The sequence below is a fragment of the Candidatus Mycobacterium methanotrophicum genome (assembly GCF_023515995.1).
Taxonomy (GTDB): Bacteria; Actinomycetota; Actinomycetes; order Mycobacteriales; family Mycobacteriaceae; genus Mycobacterium; species Mycobacterium methanotrophicum.
On sequence record NZ_CP097320.1, the window covers coordinates 4,193,746 to 4,213,535 of the forward strand.

A 19,790-nucleotide genomic window follows, 5' to 3' on the forward strand; every position below is an offset into this window, starting at 1 on the left:
GTAAACAATTCAGGTGAGGTGCCCAAACTTGGCCGCAGGATCGCCGTCGGTCGAGGTAGTCGGCGATCAGCTGACATCAGGAGGGACGCAGACATGGTGACTTTCGGCAGCGAGCTGCTCGCCGCCGTGGTCGCCGGTAGTGAACCGGGAGAACACCCGCTACGTCATGTCGCCGAGCTGGCTCCCAGGCACGGCCGCCGACGTTCGTGGCCGGCATGGGCTGAGCCGGACGTGGTACGCGCCTTCGCCGATCACGGCGTCAGTTCACCGTGGGCACATCAGGTCGATGCAGCGGAGCTGGCCCATGCCGGCCGTCACGTGGTTATCAGCACCGGCACGGCCTCGGGGAAATCGTTGGCCTACCAGCTTCCCATCCTCAACGCGCTGGCGTCGGATCCGCGCGCCCGGGCGCTGTACCTGTCGCCGACAAAAGCGCTTGGCCACGACCAGATGCGGGCCGCGCACGCGCTGACCGCGGCGATACCCCTGGATGATGTCGCGCCCACGGCCTATGACGGTGACAGTCCGGCCGAGGTGCGGCGTTTCGCGCGCGAGCGCTCGCGGTGGCTGTTCTCCAACCCCGACATGATCCACCTGGCGCTGCTGCGCAACCACGCCCGGTGGGCGGTGTTTCTGCGCGGCCTTCGCTTTCTGGTGGTCGACGAATGCCATTACTACCACGGTGTTTTCGGCTCGAACGTAGCGATGGTTCTGCGTCGCCTGCTGCGGTTGTGCGCACGCTACTCGGCCGACTCGGCGACAACGTCTTTAACACCGACTGTCATCTTCGCCAGCGCGACAACCGCGGCGCCCGGTGCGAGTGCCGCCGAGCTCATCGGCCAGCCGGTGGCCGAGATCACCGAGGACGGCTCGCCACAGGGCGCCCGCACGGTCGCGTTGTGGGAGCCGGCGCTGCGCGGTGATCTCCTCGGCGAAAACGGCGCTCCGGTACGACGGTCCGCCGGTAGCGAGGCGGCCCGAGTGATGGCCGATCTGATCGCCGAAGGAGCCAGCACGCTGACCTTTGTCCGGTCACGCCGGGGCGCCGAGTTGACGGCGCTGGCAGCACGTGCACGACTGGCGGACATCGCTCCGGAGCTCACCGAGTCGGTGGCCTCTTATCGGGCGGGTTATCTGCCCGAGGACCGTCGCGCGCTTGAGCGCGCACTGGTCGACGGGCAGCTGCGGGGCTTGGCCACCACCAACGCGCTGGAGTTAGGTGTCGATATCGCCGGGCTCGACGCGGTCGTGCTGGCCGGCTTCCCAGGGACGGTCACGTCGTTTTGGCAACAAGCCGGCCGCTCTGGGCGGCGCGGTCAGGCTGCGCTGGTGTTGCTGATCGCCCGTGACGATCCGCTGGACACCTACCTGGTGCATCACCCCGCCGCGTTGCTGGACAAGCCGATCGAGCGTGTGGTGATCGATCCAGCCAACCCGTATATCCTCGGTCCGCAATTACTCTGTGCAGCAACCGAATTGCCGCTAGAAGATGCCGAGGTCCGAGCGTTTGGGGCAGAGCAGGTCGCCGAGGGACTCGTTGACGACGGCCTGCTACGAAGAAGAGCCGGCAGGTACTTCCCTGCTCCGGGCGTCGACCCGCATCCGGCAGTGGACATTCGGGGGTCGACGGGCGGACAGATCGTCATCGTTGAAAGCGAGACCGGACGGTTGCTGGGGACCACCGGTATCGGACAGGCCGCCGCTTCGGTGCATCCCGGAGCGGTATACCTGCACCAGGGCGAGAGCTACGTTGTCGATTCGCTGAGCTTGGAAGAGGGCATGGCTTTCGTTCACGCCGAAGACCCCGGATATGCGACGTTTGCAAGGGAATGCACCGACATCACGGTCACTGGAGCCGGCGAACGGCGGGTATTCGGTTCGCTCGCCTTAGGCTTGGTGCCTGCCAGCGTGACCACTCAAGTCGTCGGCTATTTGCGTCGTCGGTTGACCGGGGAGGTCATTGACTTCATCGAACTGGATATGCCGGCGTACACCCTGGCCACCACGGCGGTGATGTACACGATCACGCCGGAGGCGCTGCGCCGCAATGGGATCGACGCGCCGCAGATCCCTGGATCGCTGCACGCCGCCGAGCATGCCGCGATCGGGCTGCTGCCGTTGGTGGCCAGCTGCGACCGCGGCGACATCGGCGGCTTGTCGACCGCGGTGGGTCCGGAGCCCGATGGACTGCCCAGTGTCTTCGTCTACGACGGTTATCCGGGGGGAGCGGGTTTCGCCGAACAGGGTTTCCGCCGGGCGAGCACCTGGCTGGGCGCCACCGCTGCCGCTATCGAGGCGTGCGAATGCCCGTCGGGATGCCCGTCCTGCGTACAGTCACCGAAATGCGGCAGCGGTAACGAACCGCTGGATAAAGCCGGGGCTATGCGCGTGCTGCGCTTAGTGCTCGCGGCGCTGGGTCACGAGGGCGAGACATACCGGTGACGACCGACCCCTCGACGGTCGACTTCCACGCCTCTGTCGGTGCAGCCGCCATGAAACACATTCCCTCACTGCTGAAGAAACGCGCACATGCCGAAGCTATAAACAGTGCGGTGAACGGTCGGACAGCGCAATCCGTTCGCATTCCCTGTGGACGCAGCAGCAAACTACCCGGCCGCGCTGGCCCGTGCAACTTCACCGGCCGACGTGTCAGCCTCGTCCTTCCGTTTTTCCCCGCGAAGCTTCGTCGGATTAAGCAGGGAGGCAACGAGTTATCCCGTGCCCGCTCGAGTAAATGGCAGGTCATGACACGCGAGCGGCTGCTCGCGGAAACGCTGGGCGAGGGACCGGCCGTCGTAGCGTTGGGCCGTCAGTTGAGAAATCTCACACCGATTACGCTATTTCTGCGGCGTGTTCTGCCTCTTGCCATCCAAGCCGCCGTCGCCAAGTCGTTGCAAAAATGACCGAGTGATCCGCACCGAGCCCACTCGGTTGACCGCGATCGAGCGCCTCGATGAGATCACCGGTGTCGGCCGGCGCGCCGCCCAGACGATCATCGCCGAATCGGGTAAGACATGACCCGCTTTTCCACCCCCGAGCACCTGGTGTCGTGGCCCAAACTGTGCCCACGCGCCGTGCAGTCCGGTCCGCAAAGCCCTCGTCGCAGTCGCCCGCTCCATCCTGACCATCGTCTGGCAGCTGCTCTCTGACCCCGTCGCCCGATTCCACGACCTCGGCGCCGAGTACCACACCAACCGCGTCGGCACCGAGCGAAAGATCCGCAACCGCATCGGCCACCTCACCGCGATTGGATTAGGGGGATTCGGCGGCGGCGTCGAAGCATTCATCGAGGGCGCAGCAGAGAGCGAGCCACCAAAATGTGGGAAGTAACGCTGTTCGCCCTCCGGGCGATTGCGCTAATCGCGGTTTCAATCTGGCTGATGCTCACGACTCACGGGACCGCTGTTGGTGCGGCTGTTTCTTTGCTCTTTGTCATGGCCGCGAAAGACATCGCCGTGATCCTGCGGCAGCGCCGACACCACCAGCCCGTCGAGTAGCGTCAAGTGCGCTAACGACGAGCACCAGCAAGCCGCACATTGGTCAGGTGCTCCTCTTGGGTGTATCCGTTGTCGCCCACCGGCTCGTCTGACGTAGACCGTCGTTTCCGCTCGGCGGCAGCACGGCGAAGAGCCTCATTTCTCGGCAGCATTGGTCGACAGCCGTGATGCGTCGATGGCGACACGTATTCCTCTGGCCAGACTTCTCGTTTCATATCTGCACCTCCGTTCGAATGTCTTTGGGAGATCTAGTCGTTATTGGGTTGATGGGAAACGGCCAGGCCGTCTCGCGTCCCAGCGGTCGATGGTCGCCGGCTTCCAACCCCGAGCGGTGCCGATCACGGCATCCGGTTCGCACAGCTTGTCCCAGATCCGCCGGCTTCCTGGTGCGGCTCAGATATCCAGGCTGCACCGCCCGCTAACAGGCGCTTCAGCCTGAGTGGTGGACGTAGGGTGGCAGCGACACCGCGTTGCCGCCTGCCGTCGTCTCAATCACCCAACGACCCTCAAAGTGACGCCAGAAATTGGTGCTGATGAGATAATGTGCGAACCCCGTTTCGCCTGCCCCAGCTTCCGGCGGAATCGGTCCATTGATGATCATAGGGTCAGCGCCGTCATGCGGTGGCCGGAGTTTGATCTCGATGTTGCCGATCGGCTCCCCGTGTTGTGCCTGTAGCAGCAGCACCAATACGAACGCGGCTTGTCCTGTTGCGTCCACAGTGAGGTGCTCGAACACACCGGAGACCACGTTCAGCTTGGCAGCAACATTTTCACCGTCGTCGGCAAGAAAAAGCCGCTCTGCCAACGGGGTACACCGCTGCGGATGCGGTGTGAAAGATCGAAACCTGTTTTCGGCCTATCTCGGACCACCAGAGTTGGCTGCACCGTCACGATGTCGACGAGTCGCCGAAGTCCAGTGGTTGTGCATCAGCACGCAAGCGGCGAGGCCGCAGACATCCGCCTTCGCGGAGGTCGGTGGCGCGTATCAACGCACGGCGTAAAACCAAAGCCGCGATGCGACAGAGCCGCTCGGCCGGCCGGCACGAGGAATCCCCGCAGTTCACTTATCCCCGGTTAGCGACTCGCTCTAAATTCTTCTAATCGTTCCGTATGACCGGCGCCAGCCAGAGTCTCACGATCGCGTCGATCAGGCCCGATCCCGCAGCTTGCCAGGACGGCCGGGTCGCGGATGTGGCTCGGTTCATCGGCGGCGACCCGCTGCATTCGGCTACGCCGAGTTTGCGGCCACCGCGGCCAACCGCATGATCGCAATCCGTCGGCGCTGATCCGCTACCCGGGACATCCGGCCACGACGTACTCGATCGCTCTGTTGTTGCCGCGGTCGGCGACGTACACGTTGCCCGCGCTGTCCACCGCGAGCTGCAACGGCGTATTGAGTCCGGTAAGTCCCAATGGCGTCGGAACATCCGACCCAGCCGGCAGCTTCAGAACCTCATTGTTGTCGTGTTCGCTCACGTAGACGTTGCCGGCACTGTCCACCGCCACACCCCACGGGACAGTCAAACCGGGAAACGGCAGTGCTGTCTGGTTGGTGGACCCGGCTTCCAGCTTCACCACCCGGTTGTTGTCGGTGTCGGCGACATACACGTTGCCCGCCCCGTCCACCGCCACACCGTCTGGGTTCTTCAATCCGGTGAATGGCAAATCGGTTGGGGTGTGGGACCCCACCGGCAACTTCACCACCCTGTTATTGCCGCGATCGGCGACGTATACGTCGCCGGCGCTATCCAATGCGATGCCCTCTGGGTAATTAAGACCGCTGAACGGCAGCTGAGTCTGGTTGTTCGAACCGTCCGGCAACATCACGACTCTGTTGTTGAAGTCGGTGACGTACACGGTGCCCGCCGAGTCGACAGCCACGGCCTGGGGTTGGTACAGGCCGGTGAATGGCAGCACTGTCGGCGTGGTCGACCCGGGCATCAGTTTCAGCACTCGGCCATACATGCTTTGGCTGGTGACGTACACGGCACCGGAGGAGTCGACTGCCACCCCGCCGGGGGACAGGCGGAAGTTCAGCCCGCCGAAGGGCAGCACCTTTTGTCCGCAGGCTTGCGTCGCCGGACCCGCAGAGTGTGGCCTTACCAGGTATCCGCAAACGGCGGCGAGCAGTGCTACGGCAATGGCCGCGAGGATCCACCATTTGCGTCTGCTGGGCCGCTCGGGCGCGCTGCGTGCGAAATCAGGATGCTGCGCCTTGGGTGGCGGGGTCACCGGTGGTCGAGCGACAGGTCCCGGGGCGGAGGGTCGCCAACCACCGGCGCCGTCGCCGCCCTGCACCGGACGCGCCATCGTCTCGGCCTCTTGGCCGTGCTGAAGAATGCTTTCGGCCTTGTGCTGATCGGCCGCGGTGAGCGCGTCGAGCGCGGCGTTGGCCAATTCACCGGCGCTGCGGTAACGCTCCTGAGGCTTTTTAGCCATCCCTTTGGCGAGCACCTGGTCCAGCGCCGCCGAAACCCGTCCGGGCAGCAGCTGGCTGGGGCGCGGAGCAGGCTCCATCAGATGCGCGGCGACCATCCGTTCGATGCTGTCGGCCCGAAACGGCGGTGCGCCCGTCAAACACTCGCTCAATACGCAGGCCAACGCATAGATGTCGGCCCGATAGGTGACCTCTTCGCCGGTGAACCGCTCCGGCGCCATGTACTTGTACGTTCCCATCGCCATTCCGGTCTGGGTTATCCCCTGGTCGGTCGCGGCGCGGGCAATCCCGAAATCCACCAGATAAGCGAAGTCATCCCCGGTAATCAGGATGTTCTCCGGTTTTACATCACGGTGTGTCACGCCGATCGCGTGCGCGGCGTCGAGCGCCGAGGCGACCTGCCGCACAATGGCCACCGCCCGCGGCGGGCTCATCGGCCCATTGCGTTTCAGCATGGCGGCCAAGTTGGCACCCTCGATCAGGCGCATGTCCAGATACAGCTGACCGTTGATCTCGCCATAGTCGTGGATCGGCACGACGTGGGGCTCGGTCAGCCGTCCTGCGGCGGCGGCCTCGCGTTGCATCCGGACGCGAAACATCGGTTCGTCGGAAAACTGCGGGGAAATCAGCTTGAGCGCTACTACCCGGCCCTTTCGAGTGTCCTCGGCCTCGTAGACGTCGCCCATTCCGCCGCGGCCCAGTAGCCGCACCAGCCGGTAGGGCCCAAACCAAGAGCCCGTCCGCCACCCCGGCTGGCTGTTGCTCACCCTCGGCGCTCCTTCTCTCATGAGATACCGTTCATGGCCGGTGCGAGTTTCGATTGAAACGAACTCGGCATCGGGATGTATCCGTAATGGTCCAAACCGGCCTGCCCGTCACCACTTGTCGCGTTCACCTCGTCGTTCTACACGCCCACGCAGGCCGGTGCCTATCCGATAGTGCTGGCCGGCTGTGAAATCTTCTGCTCGATCGACCACCGGGTCATTTGCCCTGCCCCGTGACTTTGGCCCGGCGATCGTCTTGCCGACTGCCTGACCCTTCTTTAGACCTTGAGTTGCGGCTCGGGCGACAGCAGGATGAGCTTACAGTTAACAGATAACGCTTTAGAGATGAATAAATGTTTAATGCGGGCTTTGTGCTGGCTTTGTGTGTCCGGCGAGAAGTCTGCCTGCCAACGCGGCACTAGCATCGCCGCGGTCATCGTCGGCGCAGCTCACAGTGCTGTATGGGCACCGGCCAGGAATTCCGGCAGCAAACTCGTTGACATTTGGCCGGCTGCTTAAGTTCCGGGCAGTGGTTCCACCCGACGGCTTTGTCAACGAGCCGGGCTTGATTGTGTTCGATGCCCATCATTTCAAGCGTTACCGGTGTTGGGTGTCGAGCCGGGAGATCCAATTCCGGACTGGTGCGCCGCGTCGGACGATCGAGAGCTGGAACCGAAATGTCGGGGCCGGCTCTGATCCCGACTTCGGCTGTTGCTCACGCGCATACGATTGCCGTTGGGCGACGAACGAGCGACGACGCTGGCCGGTAAGGCGCTCGGGCCCAGTGCACCGAGTAGCCGGATGGCCGCGGGAACGGCCGCGGCGAGTCCGCCGAGATGGCCCCGGGTAGCCACCGAACGGATCAACACACCGGCATCGTTGATGTGGGCGGCCATCCGGATTTGGTCGCCGAGCAGCGCACCGCTGCTCAACGGCGACGGACGGATCGACGGCCAGCACCGCCACCGGCACCTCGTCACGGCGCTCACCTTCGACCAGGTTGTGCGACCGTCCCGCGGCCCCGGGGAACCGCTGCGCGCGGCCGCGATCAGTTCAGGGATGGTCATCTAATGGCGCTGGCCGCTGTCCGCGATTTGCCTCCGCTTGATCACGCTCGACGCCCGCGTCTCGCCATCGCTCCTGGGACGTTTTTGACGCCCGCCTATGGCAAGGCGGGTGACCAGTTGGAAACGTATTGGGCGCCGCGGGTTCCCTTCCCCAAACGAATGGGCAGAGCCGCCGAATACGGCGCGTTCGTACAGAGCATTGTCGAAAACGATTACCTCCACGGCGAAGTCATTCGGCTGGACGGCGGATTGCGCTTTTCACCGAAATAACGCAGACGCCGGAGTAACGCCCCGCCGATGAGTGCTATCACCAAGGCAGCGGCAATGGGCGCTTTTGTCGCCGCGGCCGCTATGGCGTTGGCTGTTTGCGCGAACGCTGACCCAGCCAACCCCGACCCGTTCAACCCTGCAGATTGCACGGCGAACTCCAGCGCGACTTGCAACATCGGTCCCTATGGCCCTGATAGTCCGTCGAATCCGGCCAGTCCACTGAGCCCGTTGAATCCGGCCAACATCGGCTTCTGAAGACTTCGGGGGGTCTCGAGTGTGCGGCTGGGCCTACGTACGGAAGGGCATTGTCAAGCGGTCAGCGCACATCTGCGCCGACTCCGATTGCTGGCCGGGCAGGCGGACTCGATCGCACATTACGGCTGCCCGCACGGGATTCTGCCTGGAGCTGGCCAAGCTGGGCGCGGTTTAAAACGAATCGCGCCCCCGCTCATGCAGATTCCCGTGGACTGGGCCGAGCAGTAGTTCCATGCCATGGGACGTTGCCATTCCCGCGACCTCACGTTCGAACTGGTTATCTCCCGCCAGGGCAACACGGTTCTTACCGGCGCGCTCGGACAACCGAAGCTGATGCCCCGCCAAGCACGACGCATCGAAAGGTGGATTGAATTGATGCACTTTCGCGTGAAACAGCCGGGCCGCAACGGTACTAGAAGGGGCGACGAACGATGACAGATCTCTCCAACTTTGCTGAGCTGATGTCACAAGATCACGGCCTTTGTGTGTTCAGCACTGTCCGTGGTGATGGCAGCGTCCAGTCGTCGGTGGTCAACGCCGGGGTCTTGAACCACCCCCTGACGGGTGCACGGGTCGTCGGGCTCGTGGCGATCGGCAGCGGCCGCAAGCTGCGTAATCTGCGCGCCGATCCGCGGGCCACCGTCGTCACCAAGGCCGGCTGGCAATGGTCGGCGGTGGAAGGTTCGACGCAGCTGATCGGGCCCGACGATCCCCACCCGGATGTCGATAGCGAACGACTCCGGCTGCTACTTCGGGAGATCTTTACGGCGACCGGCGGAACCCACGACGACTGGGACACCTACGACCGAGTGATGCGTGAGGAACGCCGGACCGCTGTCTTCATCTCGCCCACCCGCGTCTATTCGAACCCTGCATGACCCGAGACCAGGTCCTGGCGACCCGGATATTGCACTTGATCTGCGTGCCCGGCATCCAGCGGTTCGTCCCGGCTATCACCAGGACAAGCGCCACTAGAACACCGTGGAATTGGACGGTTCCATCTCGGACGACGAGCTTGGCGAGATGATCGACCACTCATCTGAACTCGTGGTGCGGCAGCTGCCGCGGGCTCAACGCATCCGCCTATTTGGCGAACTTTAGCGCGGCGGCGAGTTGTTCGAGTTGGTCGACACCAGCGGTGAATTCGCCGCCGATGGGCAGCAGCAGCGTCACGTGATCCGCACCGGCGGCCAGGTGCTCGCACACCTTGGCGGCGATGGCCGCCGGATCACCGTACGCGACAAGCTCATCCACCAGCCGGTCGCTCGCGTCGCCGATGTCCTGAGCCAAGTAACCCAACGTGGCGATCAGGGCTGCGTACGACGGCGCGCTGAGCCTTTCCGACACCATCTGCCGCGCAGTCGCTTTCGCGCGGTCCGCGTCGGGGTCGCTGACCACGGAAAGCCCGACGACCAGGAGCCGGTCCGGTCCGAGCGCTTGGCGGGCTTGGGCGGTGAACTCCGCAGGCAGCATGGCCGGCAATGCCCCGTCGGCGATATCGCCCGCTAGCGCAGCCATTTTCGGGCCGTTAGCGGCAATGATGCGCGGATACGCCGCATCGGGAGCCGGCGGCCACGTGGGGCTGTCCGTCCGGCTCAGTCGACCGGAACGTCGAGGATCGGGCGCTGGACGCCGGCCCCGGGACCGTCGAAGTGCCACCATTCACCGGAGTACGCCGACAGCCCGCCGGCAACCATCGCGTGCCGCAACCGGGCCCGGTTGGCCTGCTCATCCGCGCTGACGCCGTCAGTGGCGTAGGCAAGAGCGCGCGGCGAAAAGTCGTCGAAGTCGGTTCCCATATCGGCGAGGCATCGACCGGCCAACTGACGCGCGGGCGGGCATTGCTGTTGTGCGCTCGCCATCGTCACGTCGACCGAGCGGCCCGCCTCATGGCTTTTCGCGTAGGAGCCGGGCTTGGCCACCCACTCCGGATTCGGCACAACATCGAACATCTTGACCTGTACCGGGTGCGGTCGGTAACAATCCCAGAACACGAGCGTCTGCCCTTGCGAACCCAATGCCTTCGCCGCAGCGGCAAGTCCGGAAGCCATCGATTCGGACACCAGGCAGCGGGCATCAGCCGGATACAGCGGCGCGCCGGTGAAATTGTTCGGCGTCGCATAACGCAAATCGACGACCGCGTTGGGCACCACGGAGCGGATGTCGACAAATCCAGCCGCGCGCGCCTCGGCGCTCAGCGGGGGGATGTCGGCGTTGGCACGGGCACCCCGGCTGGTCACCGACATCACCACAATCAGCGCGGCTAGCAACCGAGCAGGCGTCACCGCCTAATTATCCGCGACTGATGCTCTAGCTAAGCTAGCTCCAGTCGATGGCTGCGGCGCGCTGCCGGACATCGTCCACTCTGGCCGCGACTTGAGCGGCCACCGCGGGTTGATCGTGTTCCATTGCCTCGGCTAAAGATTCGGCTTCCGCGACGATCTGCTTGAGCAGGTCTCGGTGGTCTTCGATCATCGCAATCGTCACGTTTCTGATGGCGACCACCGCCGAACCTCGAGCCTCGGACGGTGAGAAGCTTCCGGACAGAAGCGGGGGCAGCGTCTGACGCTCGAAATCCGTCATGTCGCGCGACAGGTGCACGTTGAAGGTCGCTCGAAAAGGATCCCGATCGTCGAGTTCAACGCTGGAAATTTTGAGTGGGTCCATGCGCAGTTCCTTTGGTTGGCGAGCGCGTCGGCGGGGAATTACATCCTCGTAGTTTAGTGTCGTTTTGGATCTCTGCGCAGGCCGCGGGCTTCAGCGCGGAGTCGGTAAACTAACGCCTTAGTTCTGCAAGAGCAGCGGCTTACGGAGGAAGATGAAGCGCCCTGTATTCAGTGCCCGCACCGGGGGCACGTTCGGAATTGCGGTCGCGGTGACGATCTTGGCCGCACCTCTTGCCCATGCGCAGACCGATGTGCAAGCCAACTGTGCGAATTCCGGCGGCCAGTACACGTCGGAGGAGGTTTCACCTCACTTCGGACAGGCACCGAGCCTGATTGAGACCTGTTGCGCCGGCACTGGGCCATCCCAGAAATGCACTACTTATCGCGACGGCGTGCAAGGTCCTACCTACGGAGGGGGCTAGACATCCGACGCTCTTTCGGTGGCGCGGAGCGGTTTCCCACCAGCGTCACGCCGCGGACGGCGCATCGCGTGGTCGTCCGGGTAGACGAAACGACCGGCAAAATACGCCAGCGAAAAGTCCGACGACGTCGACTCCTGTGCGACCAAGGCGGACTCGCCGGTGGCTACGCCCTCGTTAATGATGGCCCAGCGTTCGCATCCCAGCTTGCCGCGGCGTTGCTGGGCGACAGCGCATAGTCCAACGCCTCACCGTCCTTTCGTAACTTTCGTAACTGTGCTATGATCGGTTGAGTTCCGAGGGTGGGATGAAAGGAAGTGAGACCATGAGCACCGCCTCCGCGGAGATAGTCAGCCCGGTTCCGGCCGATGCCCATGGGCTTGCCAATGTCTTGAGCTTCATCGAGGCGCACGAGGTCCGTCACGGAACCTCTCCTGACCCTGCCTTCTTCCTGTCCGGCGCGGGCGAACACGATCGTGTCGAACTGACCGAGCAGCTTTACGAGGTCCTCAAGCGTGTCGCCCAAGCACTCAGCCATGGCCAGTCGATCAGCATCCTGACCCGCGACCAGGAAATCTCCACCCAGCAGGCCGCCGAGATCCTCGGCCTGAGCCGTCCCACGGTGGTTCGCCTCATCCAGGACGGCGAGTTACACGCGCACGTGCCTGGCGCAATCCGGCGCAAGCTGCGGCTTGCCGATGTCCTTGCCTACTGCGAGGCGCTTCGCGCTCGGCGCAACCAGTTCATCACCGAGAGCTCGGCGGAGTTCGCGGATGCCGACGCCGACGAGGTCGCCGAGTTGCTCGCCGAGGCAAAACGCAAGCGTTGACCGTCTACGGCGTCTGAAAGACTCGCCCACGTGTATCGCGCTGTCCTCGACACCTGTGCCCTTGTGCCGAGCCTTCAGCGCGACTTCCTGCTGCAGCTGGCCACCGAGGAAGCTTACGCGCCCGTGTGGGGGTCTGGGATCCTGTTCGAGCTGGACTACGTACTCGCCGGCCTGCACGACAAGCGCGGAATCGCTGACAGCGTCACGCGCCGACTGCACCTTTTCGACCAGCTGAAGCAGGCTTTTCCGGGCTCAGAGGTTCACGCCTCCAAAGACCGCGAGTACAGCTACGGCCTCAACGACGCCGATGACGGCCACGTCGCGCACGCGGCGATCATCGGCAAAGCCGACGCCATCGTCACCGACGATCGCCGCGCCGGGTTCAGGACAGCGAGTGTTCTCGTGGAAGCCGGCATCGAAACCGTGTACCCACATCAGCTCGCCGCCAACACCGTCTCAGCGCACCCGCACGCAGGAGTGCGTGCCTTGCGAGAGATGTCGAATCGCCGGACCAACCCGCCACAGACCGTGGAACAGATCCTCGACCTGCTGGTAACACGGCACAAGATGGCCGAGGTCGCCGAGATCCTGCTGCCGCTGCTGGTGGGAGATGCGCGACCGGGCTAACCAGCGGCGCAGGCCCGGGCGTCGCGGCACCGAACCTGAATCGGGACGGTTTCGCATCAACGTCGGTCCTGGCGTCGTACGACTCGGCTGGACCAATCCTGTCCGGGCCGAGAAAACAGCAGAACGGGCCGTCGGTCATCACCATCGTGACGTTGACGACGCGAAGCTGCACGTCAGAAATGATCTCGCCCTCACAGCCGGGGACCGTGATCGCTCCGTCGTGTCTTCGACACGACGGAGCGATTCGGCGGCCGACTACCGCGGCGCTGGCGCTGTCATCACCGAGTGGTCCCGCAAATCACGGTCAGCGATGTGCCGTACCTTCGCCGAACTCGACTACAGCCCGCTGGTGGAGTCCCGTCGAGTCCCAGCGATGGTCACGCTCACCTACCCCGGAGACTGGGAGGCCGTCGCGCCGGACGGGGCGAGCGTGAAGCGGCATATGGTGTTGTGGCGCAAACGATTTGAACGTGAGTACGGCGAGCCGGCCCGCTACATCTGGAAATTGGAATTTCAGCGGCGCGGAGCTCGGCACATCCATCTATGGATGGCGCCGCCGACGTCACCCGGCCGTTCCGGTCGCGGCTTCGCGCATTGGCTGTCCGAGTCCTGGGCTCAGGTTGTCGACCACCCTGACGCCGAGCAGAAGGCACGGCATCTTCTCGCCGGCACCGCCATCGACGTGCGCAACGGGTTGAAAGCCTGCGACCCGAAACGGCTGGCCATCTACTTCATCAAGCACTCATCGCCAAACCTGCACGGCGACAAGGAATACCAACACATCGTGCCCGAACTGTGGCGACAGCCCGGCCGCGGCCCTGGACGATTCTGGGGTGTCTACGGACTCAAGAAGGCCATTGCCGTTGTGGATGTTGCACAGGACGCCTACCTGGCAGCTCGCCGGATCGTGCGGCGCTGGTCGCGCAACCAAGCGGTGTATGGCAATTCATCCACTCGCTTCCCCACCGCCGTGGTGCCGCGCACAGCCACGCGCCTGGTCCCCCGTCTCTGCAGTGACACCTGCATCGTGGTGCATCGGCGGGTTCGGCGGCGGCGAATACTCTGTAATCAGGGCGGACTGGCCGGCGGATACGCGCTCGTGAATGACGGACCGGGCTTCGCCGCGCAGCTCGCGCGCGGTCTCGTAAATCTTACGCGTACTTGATGATTGGCTAGATTCCGTCGGTCACCTCATCGGCGAGTTCGCGATCGACTCGCCTGATTGCGTCAGGAGTTTCGTCGATCATCCGCCATCTCAGATCTTCGATCGCGTCGCGGCGGGCGAATGCGATCTCAGCACTAATGTCTTCGTTGAGCGGCCGACCACCGCAATCCAAGTAGCGATCGCGGCACAGCCGATCGGTGACGGTGTCGATTAAATCGTCGAAACTGGCACCAACGTCGTTAGCATCTCTGGATGCCTGCTCGGCAATGAACTCATCGCGCTGGCATTCCGTCCAAGCGGGCGGAAACTCCAACCGGGATCGATACAGGACCGCGATCGCCGCTTCCAACTCCTGGTATCCGTAGTCCCCACCAGGCCGGCCCCATGAGGCGACGGCCTCGTCTGCAAAAGCCCCGAATTCGGGGTCACTGTCCATGATTCACGCTCCAACGACGGTACCGGCGTGTATGCCGATGTGGTCATCATCTATCTGGGTACCGACAAATCGGGCGACCAACGTTGGAGCACCGGAGGCGGTCAGGCCAGTCGTGCACGTAGCAAAGAACCCGGGTCAACCGCTAGGGGTCGAATACCGGGCTCTTCTGAGATCTCAACCAGAACATCCTTTGGGATGCGACTCTGGCCTTGTATAAAGCAGCCTATATGGCCGCTCGGTCTCAGATGCCTGCGTCGATGAACGCGTCGATCGCAGCGATGGCGTGCTTGATGTCGTAGACGACCACCAGCCCCGCGTTGCTCGGAACTGTCAGCCCGGTGTTGCCCTGGACCGCGCCACCCGTGATCTCGACGGCGATCCTGTGCTGTACGTAGGCGCTAACGACTCCGAGCACATGCCAGTTCGATCCAACCCCGCCGTGGCTGGCGAAGACGAGGGGGCCTCCAGAGAAGCCCGGCAGGTTGTGGCCGTCGATGATCCAGGCAACGACACCATTGAAGATGGCCCGCTGTGACACGATGCCCCTCCGCACTGCCGGCAGACGGCCAGACAACGGGAGGGTGCCCGGCATCGGGTACCCGAGAAAGAACACCTCCTGGCTGAGCGCCAAGCTGTCTGCGGACGGCACTAGCAGCAAGTCGTCGCGGACGATCTTGTGATCACCGATGCTGAACACCGCGATGTCCGGTCCGTCATCGACCAGGGGAACGAACTCCATTGGCGCCTTGAGCTCCACGCTCAGCCCGTTTTCGCCGGTGAGTTCGAGCGTGTCGGCACCGTTCTTCGCCGCGGCGTCGACCACGTGCTTCGCGGTGATCAGCCACTGCCGATCACGATGCGTCACAACGAAACAGGAGGCGGACCCGCCGGTGAATCCGACCTTGAACGTACGCATCCAACACTGGACCGGAACCACTGACATGGGCAGAGCGTAGGACCTCGCTCTGGCAAGCCCCGATTCACCATCGCGCACAGACAGCACATGCGCGCTTGCCCCGCCGCGTCACGCGGGATACCGATGTGGACATTGCCCGGAAGGTACGTCGGCGCCGACCCTTTGCAGCCGAGCGGCCTTGCCAACGGCTGCGCACTCGCAAGCGACGCCCCAGCTCGCTTCACAGCTCGCGGCGGCATCGTCGGCAGGGCATGCGCCGCGGCAGAGCGTTCGGTTTATAGATCTATTCCGTAGCCAACGGAACTATTTAATATCCCGAATAAATGCGCGTGTAGCTGCGCAGACTGCTGGTAATGACATGGGCAGATGCGAAGTGTTCGGATAAATATCTTGTTCCGTAACCATCGGAACATGTATATTTCCCGAACAGGAGACTCTATGACTAAACCAACCACCACACCGCCGAACTCGGAAGCAGAGATCCTGACCGAGTGCACCGAGCTGCTGCGCAATCGCCTGCCTGACAACTGGCGCGTTGACGTTCAGCGACCGCCGACGGACGCTGCGATCGACGCGATACTCGCGCTTACCGCACCTTCAGGCGAGCAGGTTCGTTTCCTCGTGGGGGTGAAGAGGCTGCTCGTCAGCCGCGACATTCCCAAGGTCTCTGACCAGTTGCGGTGGGCGGCAGATCGCGAGCTCATCGACACCAAGACCATGGTCATGTCGCGATACCTCGCTCCCCCGATTCGCGATCGGCTGTCGGAAGGTGCCATGTCATTCATCGACGCCACCGGCAACATTCTGGTCCAGTCATCGCGTCCCGCGCTGTACGTTCGCGACCGGGGCGCCGACAAAGATCCCTGGCGAAGCCCGGGTCGGCCACGCGGATCACTGGCGGGTGAGCCAGCCGCTCGTGTAGTTCGGGCGCTCATAGCAGGGCGGGGTCCATGGTCGGCACGCGATCTCGTCAGTGCCTCCGGAGCATCTACCGGCGCAACGTACCGGGTGTTGGAGTTCCTTCAAGAAGAGGGACTGGTGCAGAAAACGGGCAAAGACTACGTCCTAGAGGACTGGCCGAAGCTCCTACGCCGATGGAGTCGCGACTACAGCTTCTTCCGCAACAACCGAACGTCGAGCTACATCGAGCCTCGCGGTTTAGAAGCGCTGCAGAGCAAGGCTGCCAACTCCCGGTACTCACAGTACGCGATAACCGGAACGATCGCGGCAGCACAGTGGGCACCATACGCTCCCGCCCGCGCGGCGATGGTCTACGTCGATGATGCGGCGCGCGCAGCGAACGAATGGGGACTACGGCCAGCGGAGAAAGGCGCGAACGTGATCCTTGCCGAACCTAAATACGACGTCGTGTTCAGCGGAGCCAGTACCAATCGCGAGGGCGCGGTCATTGTCGCGGTTGAACAGGCGGCAGTAGATCTACTCACGGGTCCAGGCCGAAACCCTTCCGAGGGAGAGGAACTCATCTCATGGATGGAGCGCAACGAAAGTGCTTGGCGCCGTGGATGATTTACTCATCAAAGCCCGTTCAGCCCTGCTGGACGCGCTCGAAGCCCTGACCGAGCAACACGATTCGATCGTCGTGGTCGGCGCGCAGGCCATCTATCTGCACAGTGGTCACGCAGACGTTGCGATCGCCGAGGCAACGAAGGACAGCGACCTGGCGGTCGACCCGCGGGGACTCCCCGAAGAGCCACTTCTTGAAGAAGCGATGAAACGAGCTGGCTTCTACCCGAACGTGAACGGGCAGCCTGGAGCATGGCTAAACCCGGCAGGCATCCCGGTCGATCTGATGGTTCCAGATGCGTTGTCGCAAGGCGGTAGGTCTCATCGCGGCGCACGAATCCCACCCCACTCCAACCAAGCAACAAGGCGGACCGTCGGGTTGGAAGCCGCCGTTGTAGACAACGACCTCCGTACGATATCTGCGCTCAACCCTAACGACACAAGGACTTTCGAAGCCCGAGTTGCCGGGCCAGCCGCACTCTTGATTGCGAAAGTCCACAAGATCCACGAACGGCGCAACCAACCTGACCGCCTGAACGATAAGGACGCTCACGATATCTACCGCCTGCTTGTGGCAACAACCGACACGGCGGCACTCGGCTCAAGCTTTCAGCGCCTACTATCCGAGCCGATCTCCAAGACGGTGGCCGAGCAGGACCTCGATTGGCTGCGACCTCTTTTCGCCGACGGCCCCGATGCACTTGGATCCGTCATGGCAGGTCGGGCAGAGGAAGGGATCGGAGACCCCGACCTGGTGGCAGCTTCTGTTGCCGCGCTTGCAGCTGATGTGCTCGCTGCCGTCGCGGATGCGTCCAGGTAACCACCCAAGAGCGAGGGCTACGTGCGTCGTACTCGGCGAGCAATCACCGCAGGTCTGCGGGCAGGGTCTTCGGGAGCTTCAACAGATCCGCCTTTCCCTTGTCGGTGAACCCACCGATGAACACGGGGAAGTGCAGCCTGTGGGCCAGTTGCACGACAAGCACGGGATCAGCAGCAACAGCGCGAGTCGAGATGCTCACGGACAACCGCGAGGTCCCGTGCGCGGTTACGGGCGATCCGCTTCGACTTCACCGTGAAGGCGGACTTCTCGATCACGATGAGCTGCATCCCGTGTTCGGGATCTCGGTGCGCTTGCGTTCGTCGTAGCGGCGGCGTTGCTCGGCGCGGCCGACCCCGGAAACTGTCTGGCGCCGGTCGAAGAACTCCACCGCTTCTGAGTGCTGCTCCTCCTGGAACTCCACGACGAGCCCCAGGCTGGGCCAGTACCCGTCGACGGGGAGCTCCATACCGCGCGGTCGCGACGGTGACGGATCTCCGCGGAGCCAGTCGAACCGCTGCTGGCGCCGTCCCCGAATCCCGAGGACCTCGTCGCACAGGTCGAGGACGTAGTGCTCGTCGGAGTCCGCGCGGCTGGCCATTGCGCGATCATCGGACCGGTACCCACCCGGTTGCCCACCCCCCGCGGAATCACGCCGCGTGCCGCCCAGAGCTGTCACCACCGAGCAATACGCTGATCCGGTGGATCCGCGGCCGATCACGCTGAGCGACATCGACACGACCCGTGCGCTTCGCACAGACGACGAGCTTCTTCGCCTCGTCGCGGCGATCCACCGCTCCCGGGCCGAGGCCCAGGAAACGAACTGGCTGGAGTGGAAGAGCACCCTGGACCTCAGCACCGCCGCGGGCAAGTTCGCAGTTGCCAAGGCGGTCCTCGGGTTCGCCAACCGGTCCGTCGAAGATGCTCGGCTCCACTGCGGCGGCGTCGCCTACATGGTGGTGGGCGTGGAACCCGGCGCCGCGGCTGGGATCCCTGCCATCGACCACGCCAACCTCACGCCGGGGATCAAGACGTACGCATCCACCCCTCGGTTCACGCCGCGCACGATCCGGTTCGAAGGCGTCGAGGTGCTCGTCGTGGTCGTCGAAGCGCCTGAGTCCGGCGACCCGCAGCACACGCTGCAGAAGCAGTACGACAAGTTCCACGCCGGGATCGCCTTCCACCGCGGGGCAGGGCGCACGGCGCCGGCGGGTCCTAAGGAGGTTGAGATGCTCGGCCACCGTCTCCTGCAGGGCGCGCAGCGGCAAGAACTGGACCTGACGCCGACGGCCACCGCGGACCCGCTCATCCGGCTCAGCATCGAGCGCGAACAACTTGAGGACTGGCTGTGTCGGCACGAGACGTACGTCCGGGCCAACAGCGGAAAGCCCGCGGATCGGCCACCGCCGCGCCCCAAGCCGCAGCCCAATCCGGCCCGCCCAGTCTGGGCCGCGTACGAAACGTTCAGCTCACTCGGTGACATCACCGGGCCGCTGGGGATGCTCCGGTACGCCGACCCCAAGGACGCCGAGGAGTTCGACAGCCGTGTCGCCAACTACCTCACCAAGCTGCGCAGCCGGCTGATGGATCACGTGCTCCGTCAGATCGTCAACGACGATGACGCGAACACCGTGTGCTTCCAGGTCGGCAACGACACCGACGACCCGGTCTCCCGTGTGCAGCTGATGGTCCGCATCCGCAAGGGCGGGGTTCTGGTCCGCACCTATCCACCGAGTGTCCGTGACCTTCCCCCGCTGCCGAAGTGGCCGGACCCCCTGGACCAGATGCGTGCGAACGCTCTCGCCAGCATGACTACGGCGCAGGTCCCCGACTTCCTCCCGCACGCTGGGGCCGTCTCCGACAAGGGTGATGTCTTCGAGGTCACCTGGGACGTCGGTGATCTCCGGCCGCGCGAGCGGTCCGGCGACTTCACCGTCACGGTCGTCGCCGGTACCAAAGCGCCCGAGGAGATCACCGTGGAGATGACCGTCAGTGCGATGGACCGCCGTGGCACCCGGACGAAGACCGAGCAGTTGACGGTCGCAGCGGAGGCGTGGACCCTCGACGATTTCTACGACGCGGAGCCGGAGGACTGACCGGC

At 63.9% G+C, this 19,790-nt stretch carries 18 protein-coding genes and 2 pseudogenes; 10 read left to right on the forward strand and 10 right to left on the reverse strand.

Annotated elements, in window-relative coordinates; translation table 11 throughout:
- Positions 1 to 93 precede the first annotated feature (93 nt).
- A complete protein-coding gene (locus tag M5I08_RS21915; RefSeq protein ID WP_219068849.1) occupies positions 94 to 2,442 on the forward strand; it encodes a DEAD/DEAH box helicase in 2,349 nt (782 codons plus the stop codon).
- A complete protein-coding gene (locus tag M5I08_RS27355) occupies positions 2,439 to 2,903 on the forward strand; it encodes a hypothetical protein (protein WP_219068847.1) in 465 nt (154 codons plus the stop codon). The genes M5I08_RS21915 and M5I08_RS27355 overlap by 4 nt, the downstream gene beginning before the upstream one ends.
- A 1,024-nt stretch (positions 2,904 to 3,927) precedes the next feature.
- Here M5I08_RS27355 and M5I08_RS21925 read toward each other — a convergent pair.
- The 3 genes and pseudogenes from M5I08_RS21925 to M5I08_RS21935 form a co-directional block, all read right to left on the reverse strand.
- Complete coding sequence (locus M5I08_RS21925) at positions 3,928 to 4,302, reverse strand: hypothetical protein (RefSeq protein ID WP_219068843.1); 375 nt, start codon at positions 4,300 to 4,302, stop codon at positions 3,928 to 3,930.
- Positions 4,303 to 4,787: 485 nt separating this feature from the next.
- Complete coding sequence (locus M5I08_RS21930) at positions 4,788 to 6,701, reverse strand: serine/threonine-protein kinase PknD (RefSeq protein ID WP_219068841.1); 1,914 nt, start codon at positions 6,699 to 6,701, stop codon at positions 4,788 to 4,790.
- A 776-nt stretch (positions 6,702 to 7,477) separates the two neighbouring features.
- Positions 7,478 to 7,765 (reverse strand): annotated as a pseudogene (locus M5I08_RS21935) (methylmalonyl Co-A mutase-associated GTPase MeaB); the annotation flags it as partial.
- Between the two features lie 3 nt (positions 7,766 to 7,768).
- On the opposite strand from M5I08_RS21935, the pseudogene M5I08_RS21940 reads away from it, so the two are divergent.
- Both M5I08_RS21940 and M5I08_RS21945 read left to right on the forward strand, forming a co-directional pair.
- Positions 7,769 to 8,035, forward strand: a pseudogene (locus tag M5I08_RS21940) (3-hydroxyacyl-CoA dehydrogenase); the annotation flags it as partial.
- Between the two features lie 686 nt (positions 8,036 to 8,721).
- Positions 8,722 to 9,168 (forward strand): TIGR03618 family F420-dependent PPOX class oxidoreductase, encoded by a 447-nt coding sequence (locus tag M5I08_RS21945; protein ID WP_219068837.1) that lies wholly within the window; start codon positions 8,722 to 8,724, stop codon positions 9,166 to 9,168.
- Positions 9,169 to 9,373: 205 nt separating this feature from the next.
- Here the strand turns inward: M5I08_RS21945 and M5I08_RS21950 are convergent, their stop codons facing one another.
- From M5I08_RS21950 to M5I08_RS21960, 3 genes are all read right to left on the reverse strand, one after another.
- Positions 9,374 to 9,952 carry an LLM class flavin-dependent oxidoreductase gene (locus M5I08_RS21950; protein WP_219068835.1) on the reverse strand — a complete coding sequence of 193 codons (579 nt, stop codon included), beginning with the start codon at positions 9,950 to 9,952 and terminating at the stop codon, positions 9,374 to 9,376.
- Positions 9,886 to 10,536, reverse strand: a complete 651-nt coding sequence (locus tag M5I08_RS21955; RefSeq protein WP_219068860.1) for a M15 family metallopeptidase — start codon at positions 10,534 to 10,536, stop codon at positions 9,886 to 9,888. Before M5I08_RS21955 ends, M5I08_RS21950 begins: the two co-directional genes overlap by 67 nt.
- Positions 10,537 to 10,609: 73 nt before the next feature.
- Positions 10,610 to 10,957, reverse strand: a complete 348-nt coding sequence (locus M5I08_RS21960; RefSeq protein ID WP_219068833.1) for a hypothetical protein — start codon at positions 10,955 to 10,957, stop codon at positions 10,610 to 10,612.
- 743 nt (positions 10,958 to 11,700) lie between these two features.
- Between M5I08_RS21960 and M5I08_RS21970 the strand changes: the two genes are divergently transcribed.
- The 3 genes from M5I08_RS21970 to M5I08_RS21980 are packed head-to-tail and all read left to right on the forward strand — an operon-like array spanning position 11,701 to position 13,996.
- A complete protein-coding gene (locus tag M5I08_RS21970) occupies positions 11,701 to 12,204 on the forward strand; it encodes an excisionase family DNA-binding protein (protein ID WP_219068831.1) in 504 nt (167 codons plus the stop codon).
- Between the two features lie 30 nt (positions 12,205 to 12,234).
- Complete coding sequence (locus tag M5I08_RS21975; protein WP_219068829.1) at positions 12,235 to 12,831, forward strand: PIN domain-containing protein; 597 nt, start codon at positions 12,235 to 12,237, stop codon at positions 12,829 to 12,831.
- The gene (locus M5I08_RS21980) at positions 12,815 to 13,996 is read left to right on the forward strand and encodes a rolling circle replication-associated protein (RefSeq protein ID WP_219068827.1); all 1,182 of its coding nucleotides are present in this window, start codon (positions 12,815 to 12,817) and stop codon (positions 13,994 to 13,996) included. Before M5I08_RS21975 ends, M5I08_RS21980 begins: the two co-directional genes overlap by 17 nt.
- Positions 13,997 to 14,003: 7 nt before the next feature.
- Here the strand turns inward: M5I08_RS21980 and M5I08_RS21985 are convergent, their stop codons facing one another.
- Positions 14,004 to 14,432, reverse strand: coding sequence for a hypothetical protein (locus M5I08_RS21985; RefSeq protein WP_219068825.1), 429 nt, complete (start codon positions 14,430 to 14,432; stop codon positions 14,004 to 14,006).
- Between the two features lie 241 nt (positions 14,433 to 14,673).
- Positions 14,674 to 15,375, reverse strand: a complete 702-nt coding sequence (locus M5I08_RS21990; RefSeq protein WP_249762953.1) for a trypsin-like peptidase domain-containing protein — start codon at positions 15,373 to 15,375, stop codon at positions 14,674 to 14,676.
- Between the two features lie 411 nt (positions 15,376 to 15,786).
- Between M5I08_RS21990 and M5I08_RS21995 the strand changes: the two genes are divergently transcribed.
- Both M5I08_RS21995 and M5I08_RS22000 read left to right on the forward strand, forming a co-directional pair.
- On the forward strand, positions 15,787 to 16,875 hold the full coding sequence (locus tag M5I08_RS21995) for a helix-turn-helix domain-containing protein (RefSeq protein WP_219068821.1): 1,089 nt from the start codon (positions 15,787 to 15,789) through the stop codon (positions 16,873 to 16,875).
- Entirely contained in the window at positions 16,868 to 17,692 is an 825-nt protein-coding gene (locus M5I08_RS22000) for a hypothetical protein (protein WP_219068819.1), read from the forward strand. Before M5I08_RS21995 ends, M5I08_RS22000 begins: the two co-directional genes overlap by 8 nt.
- 43 nt (positions 17,693 to 17,735) lie before the next feature.
- Here M5I08_RS22000 and M5I08_RS22005 read toward each other — a convergent pair whose 3' ends face one another.
- The gene (locus M5I08_RS22005) at positions 17,736 to 17,891 is read right to left on the reverse strand and encodes a hypothetical protein (RefSeq protein ID WP_219068866.1); all 156 of its coding nucleotides are present in this window, start codon (positions 17,889 to 17,891) and stop codon (positions 17,736 to 17,738) included.
- 72 nt (positions 17,892 to 17,963) lie between these two features.
- A complete protein-coding gene (locus tag M5I08_RS22010) occupies positions 17,964 to 18,290 on the reverse strand; it encodes a hypothetical protein (protein ID WP_249762954.1) in 327 nt (108 codons plus the stop codon).
- 100 nt (positions 18,291 to 18,390) lie between these two features.
- On the opposite strand from M5I08_RS22010, the gene M5I08_RS22015 reads away from it, so the two are divergent.
- Positions 18,391 to 19,785: a hypothetical protein gene (locus tag M5I08_RS22015; RefSeq protein ID WP_249762955.1), complete on the forward strand. Its 1,395-nt coding sequence runs from the start codon at positions 18,391 to 18,393 to the stop codon at positions 19,783 to 19,785.
- Positions 19,786 to 19,790 lie beyond the last annotated feature (5 nt).

Coding starts and splice junctions, on each gene's coding strand:
- M5I08_RS21985 (WP_219068825.1), bottom strand. CDS start 14,432: ATGGACAGTGACCCCGAATTCGGGGCTTTTGCAGACGAGGCCGTCGCC.
- M5I08_RS21990 (WP_249762953.1), bottom strand. CDS start 15,375: ATGTCAGTGGTTCCGGTCCAGTGTTGGATGCGTACGTTCAAGGTCGGA.
- M5I08_RS21980 (WP_219068827.1), top strand. CDS start 12,815: ATGCGCGACCGGGCTAACCAGCGGCGCAGGCCCGGGCGTCGCGGCACC.
- M5I08_RS21960 (WP_219068833.1), bottom strand. CDS start 10,957: ATGGACCCACTCAAAATTTCCAGCGTTGAACTCGACGATCGGGATCCT.
- M5I08_RS21915 (WP_219068849.1), top strand. CDS start 94: ATGGTGACTTTCGGCAGCGAGCTGCTCGCCGCCGTGGTCGCCGGTAGT.
- M5I08_RS21945 (WP_219068837.1), top strand. CDS start 8,722: ATGACAGATCTCTCCAACTTTGCTGAGCTGATGTCACAAGATCACGGC.
- M5I08_RS21955 (WP_219068860.1), bottom strand. CDS start 10,536: ATGTCGGTGACCAGCCGGGGTGCCCGTGCCAACGCCGACATCCCCCCG.
- M5I08_RS21970 (WP_219068831.1), top strand. CDS start 11,701: ATGAGCACCGCCTCCGCGGAGATAGTCAGCCCGGTTCCGGCCGATGCC.
- M5I08_RS21995 (WP_219068821.1), top strand. CDS start 15,787: ATGACTAAACCAACCACCACACCGCCGAACTCGGAAGCAGAGATCCTG.
- M5I08_RS22010 (WP_249762954.1), bottom strand. CDS start 18,290: ATGGCCAGCCGCGCGGACTCCGACGAGCACTACGTCCTCGACCTGTGC.
- M5I08_RS21950 (WP_219068835.1), bottom strand. CDS start 9,952: ATGGTGGCACTTCGACGGTCCCGGGGCCGGCGTCCAGCGCCCGATCCT.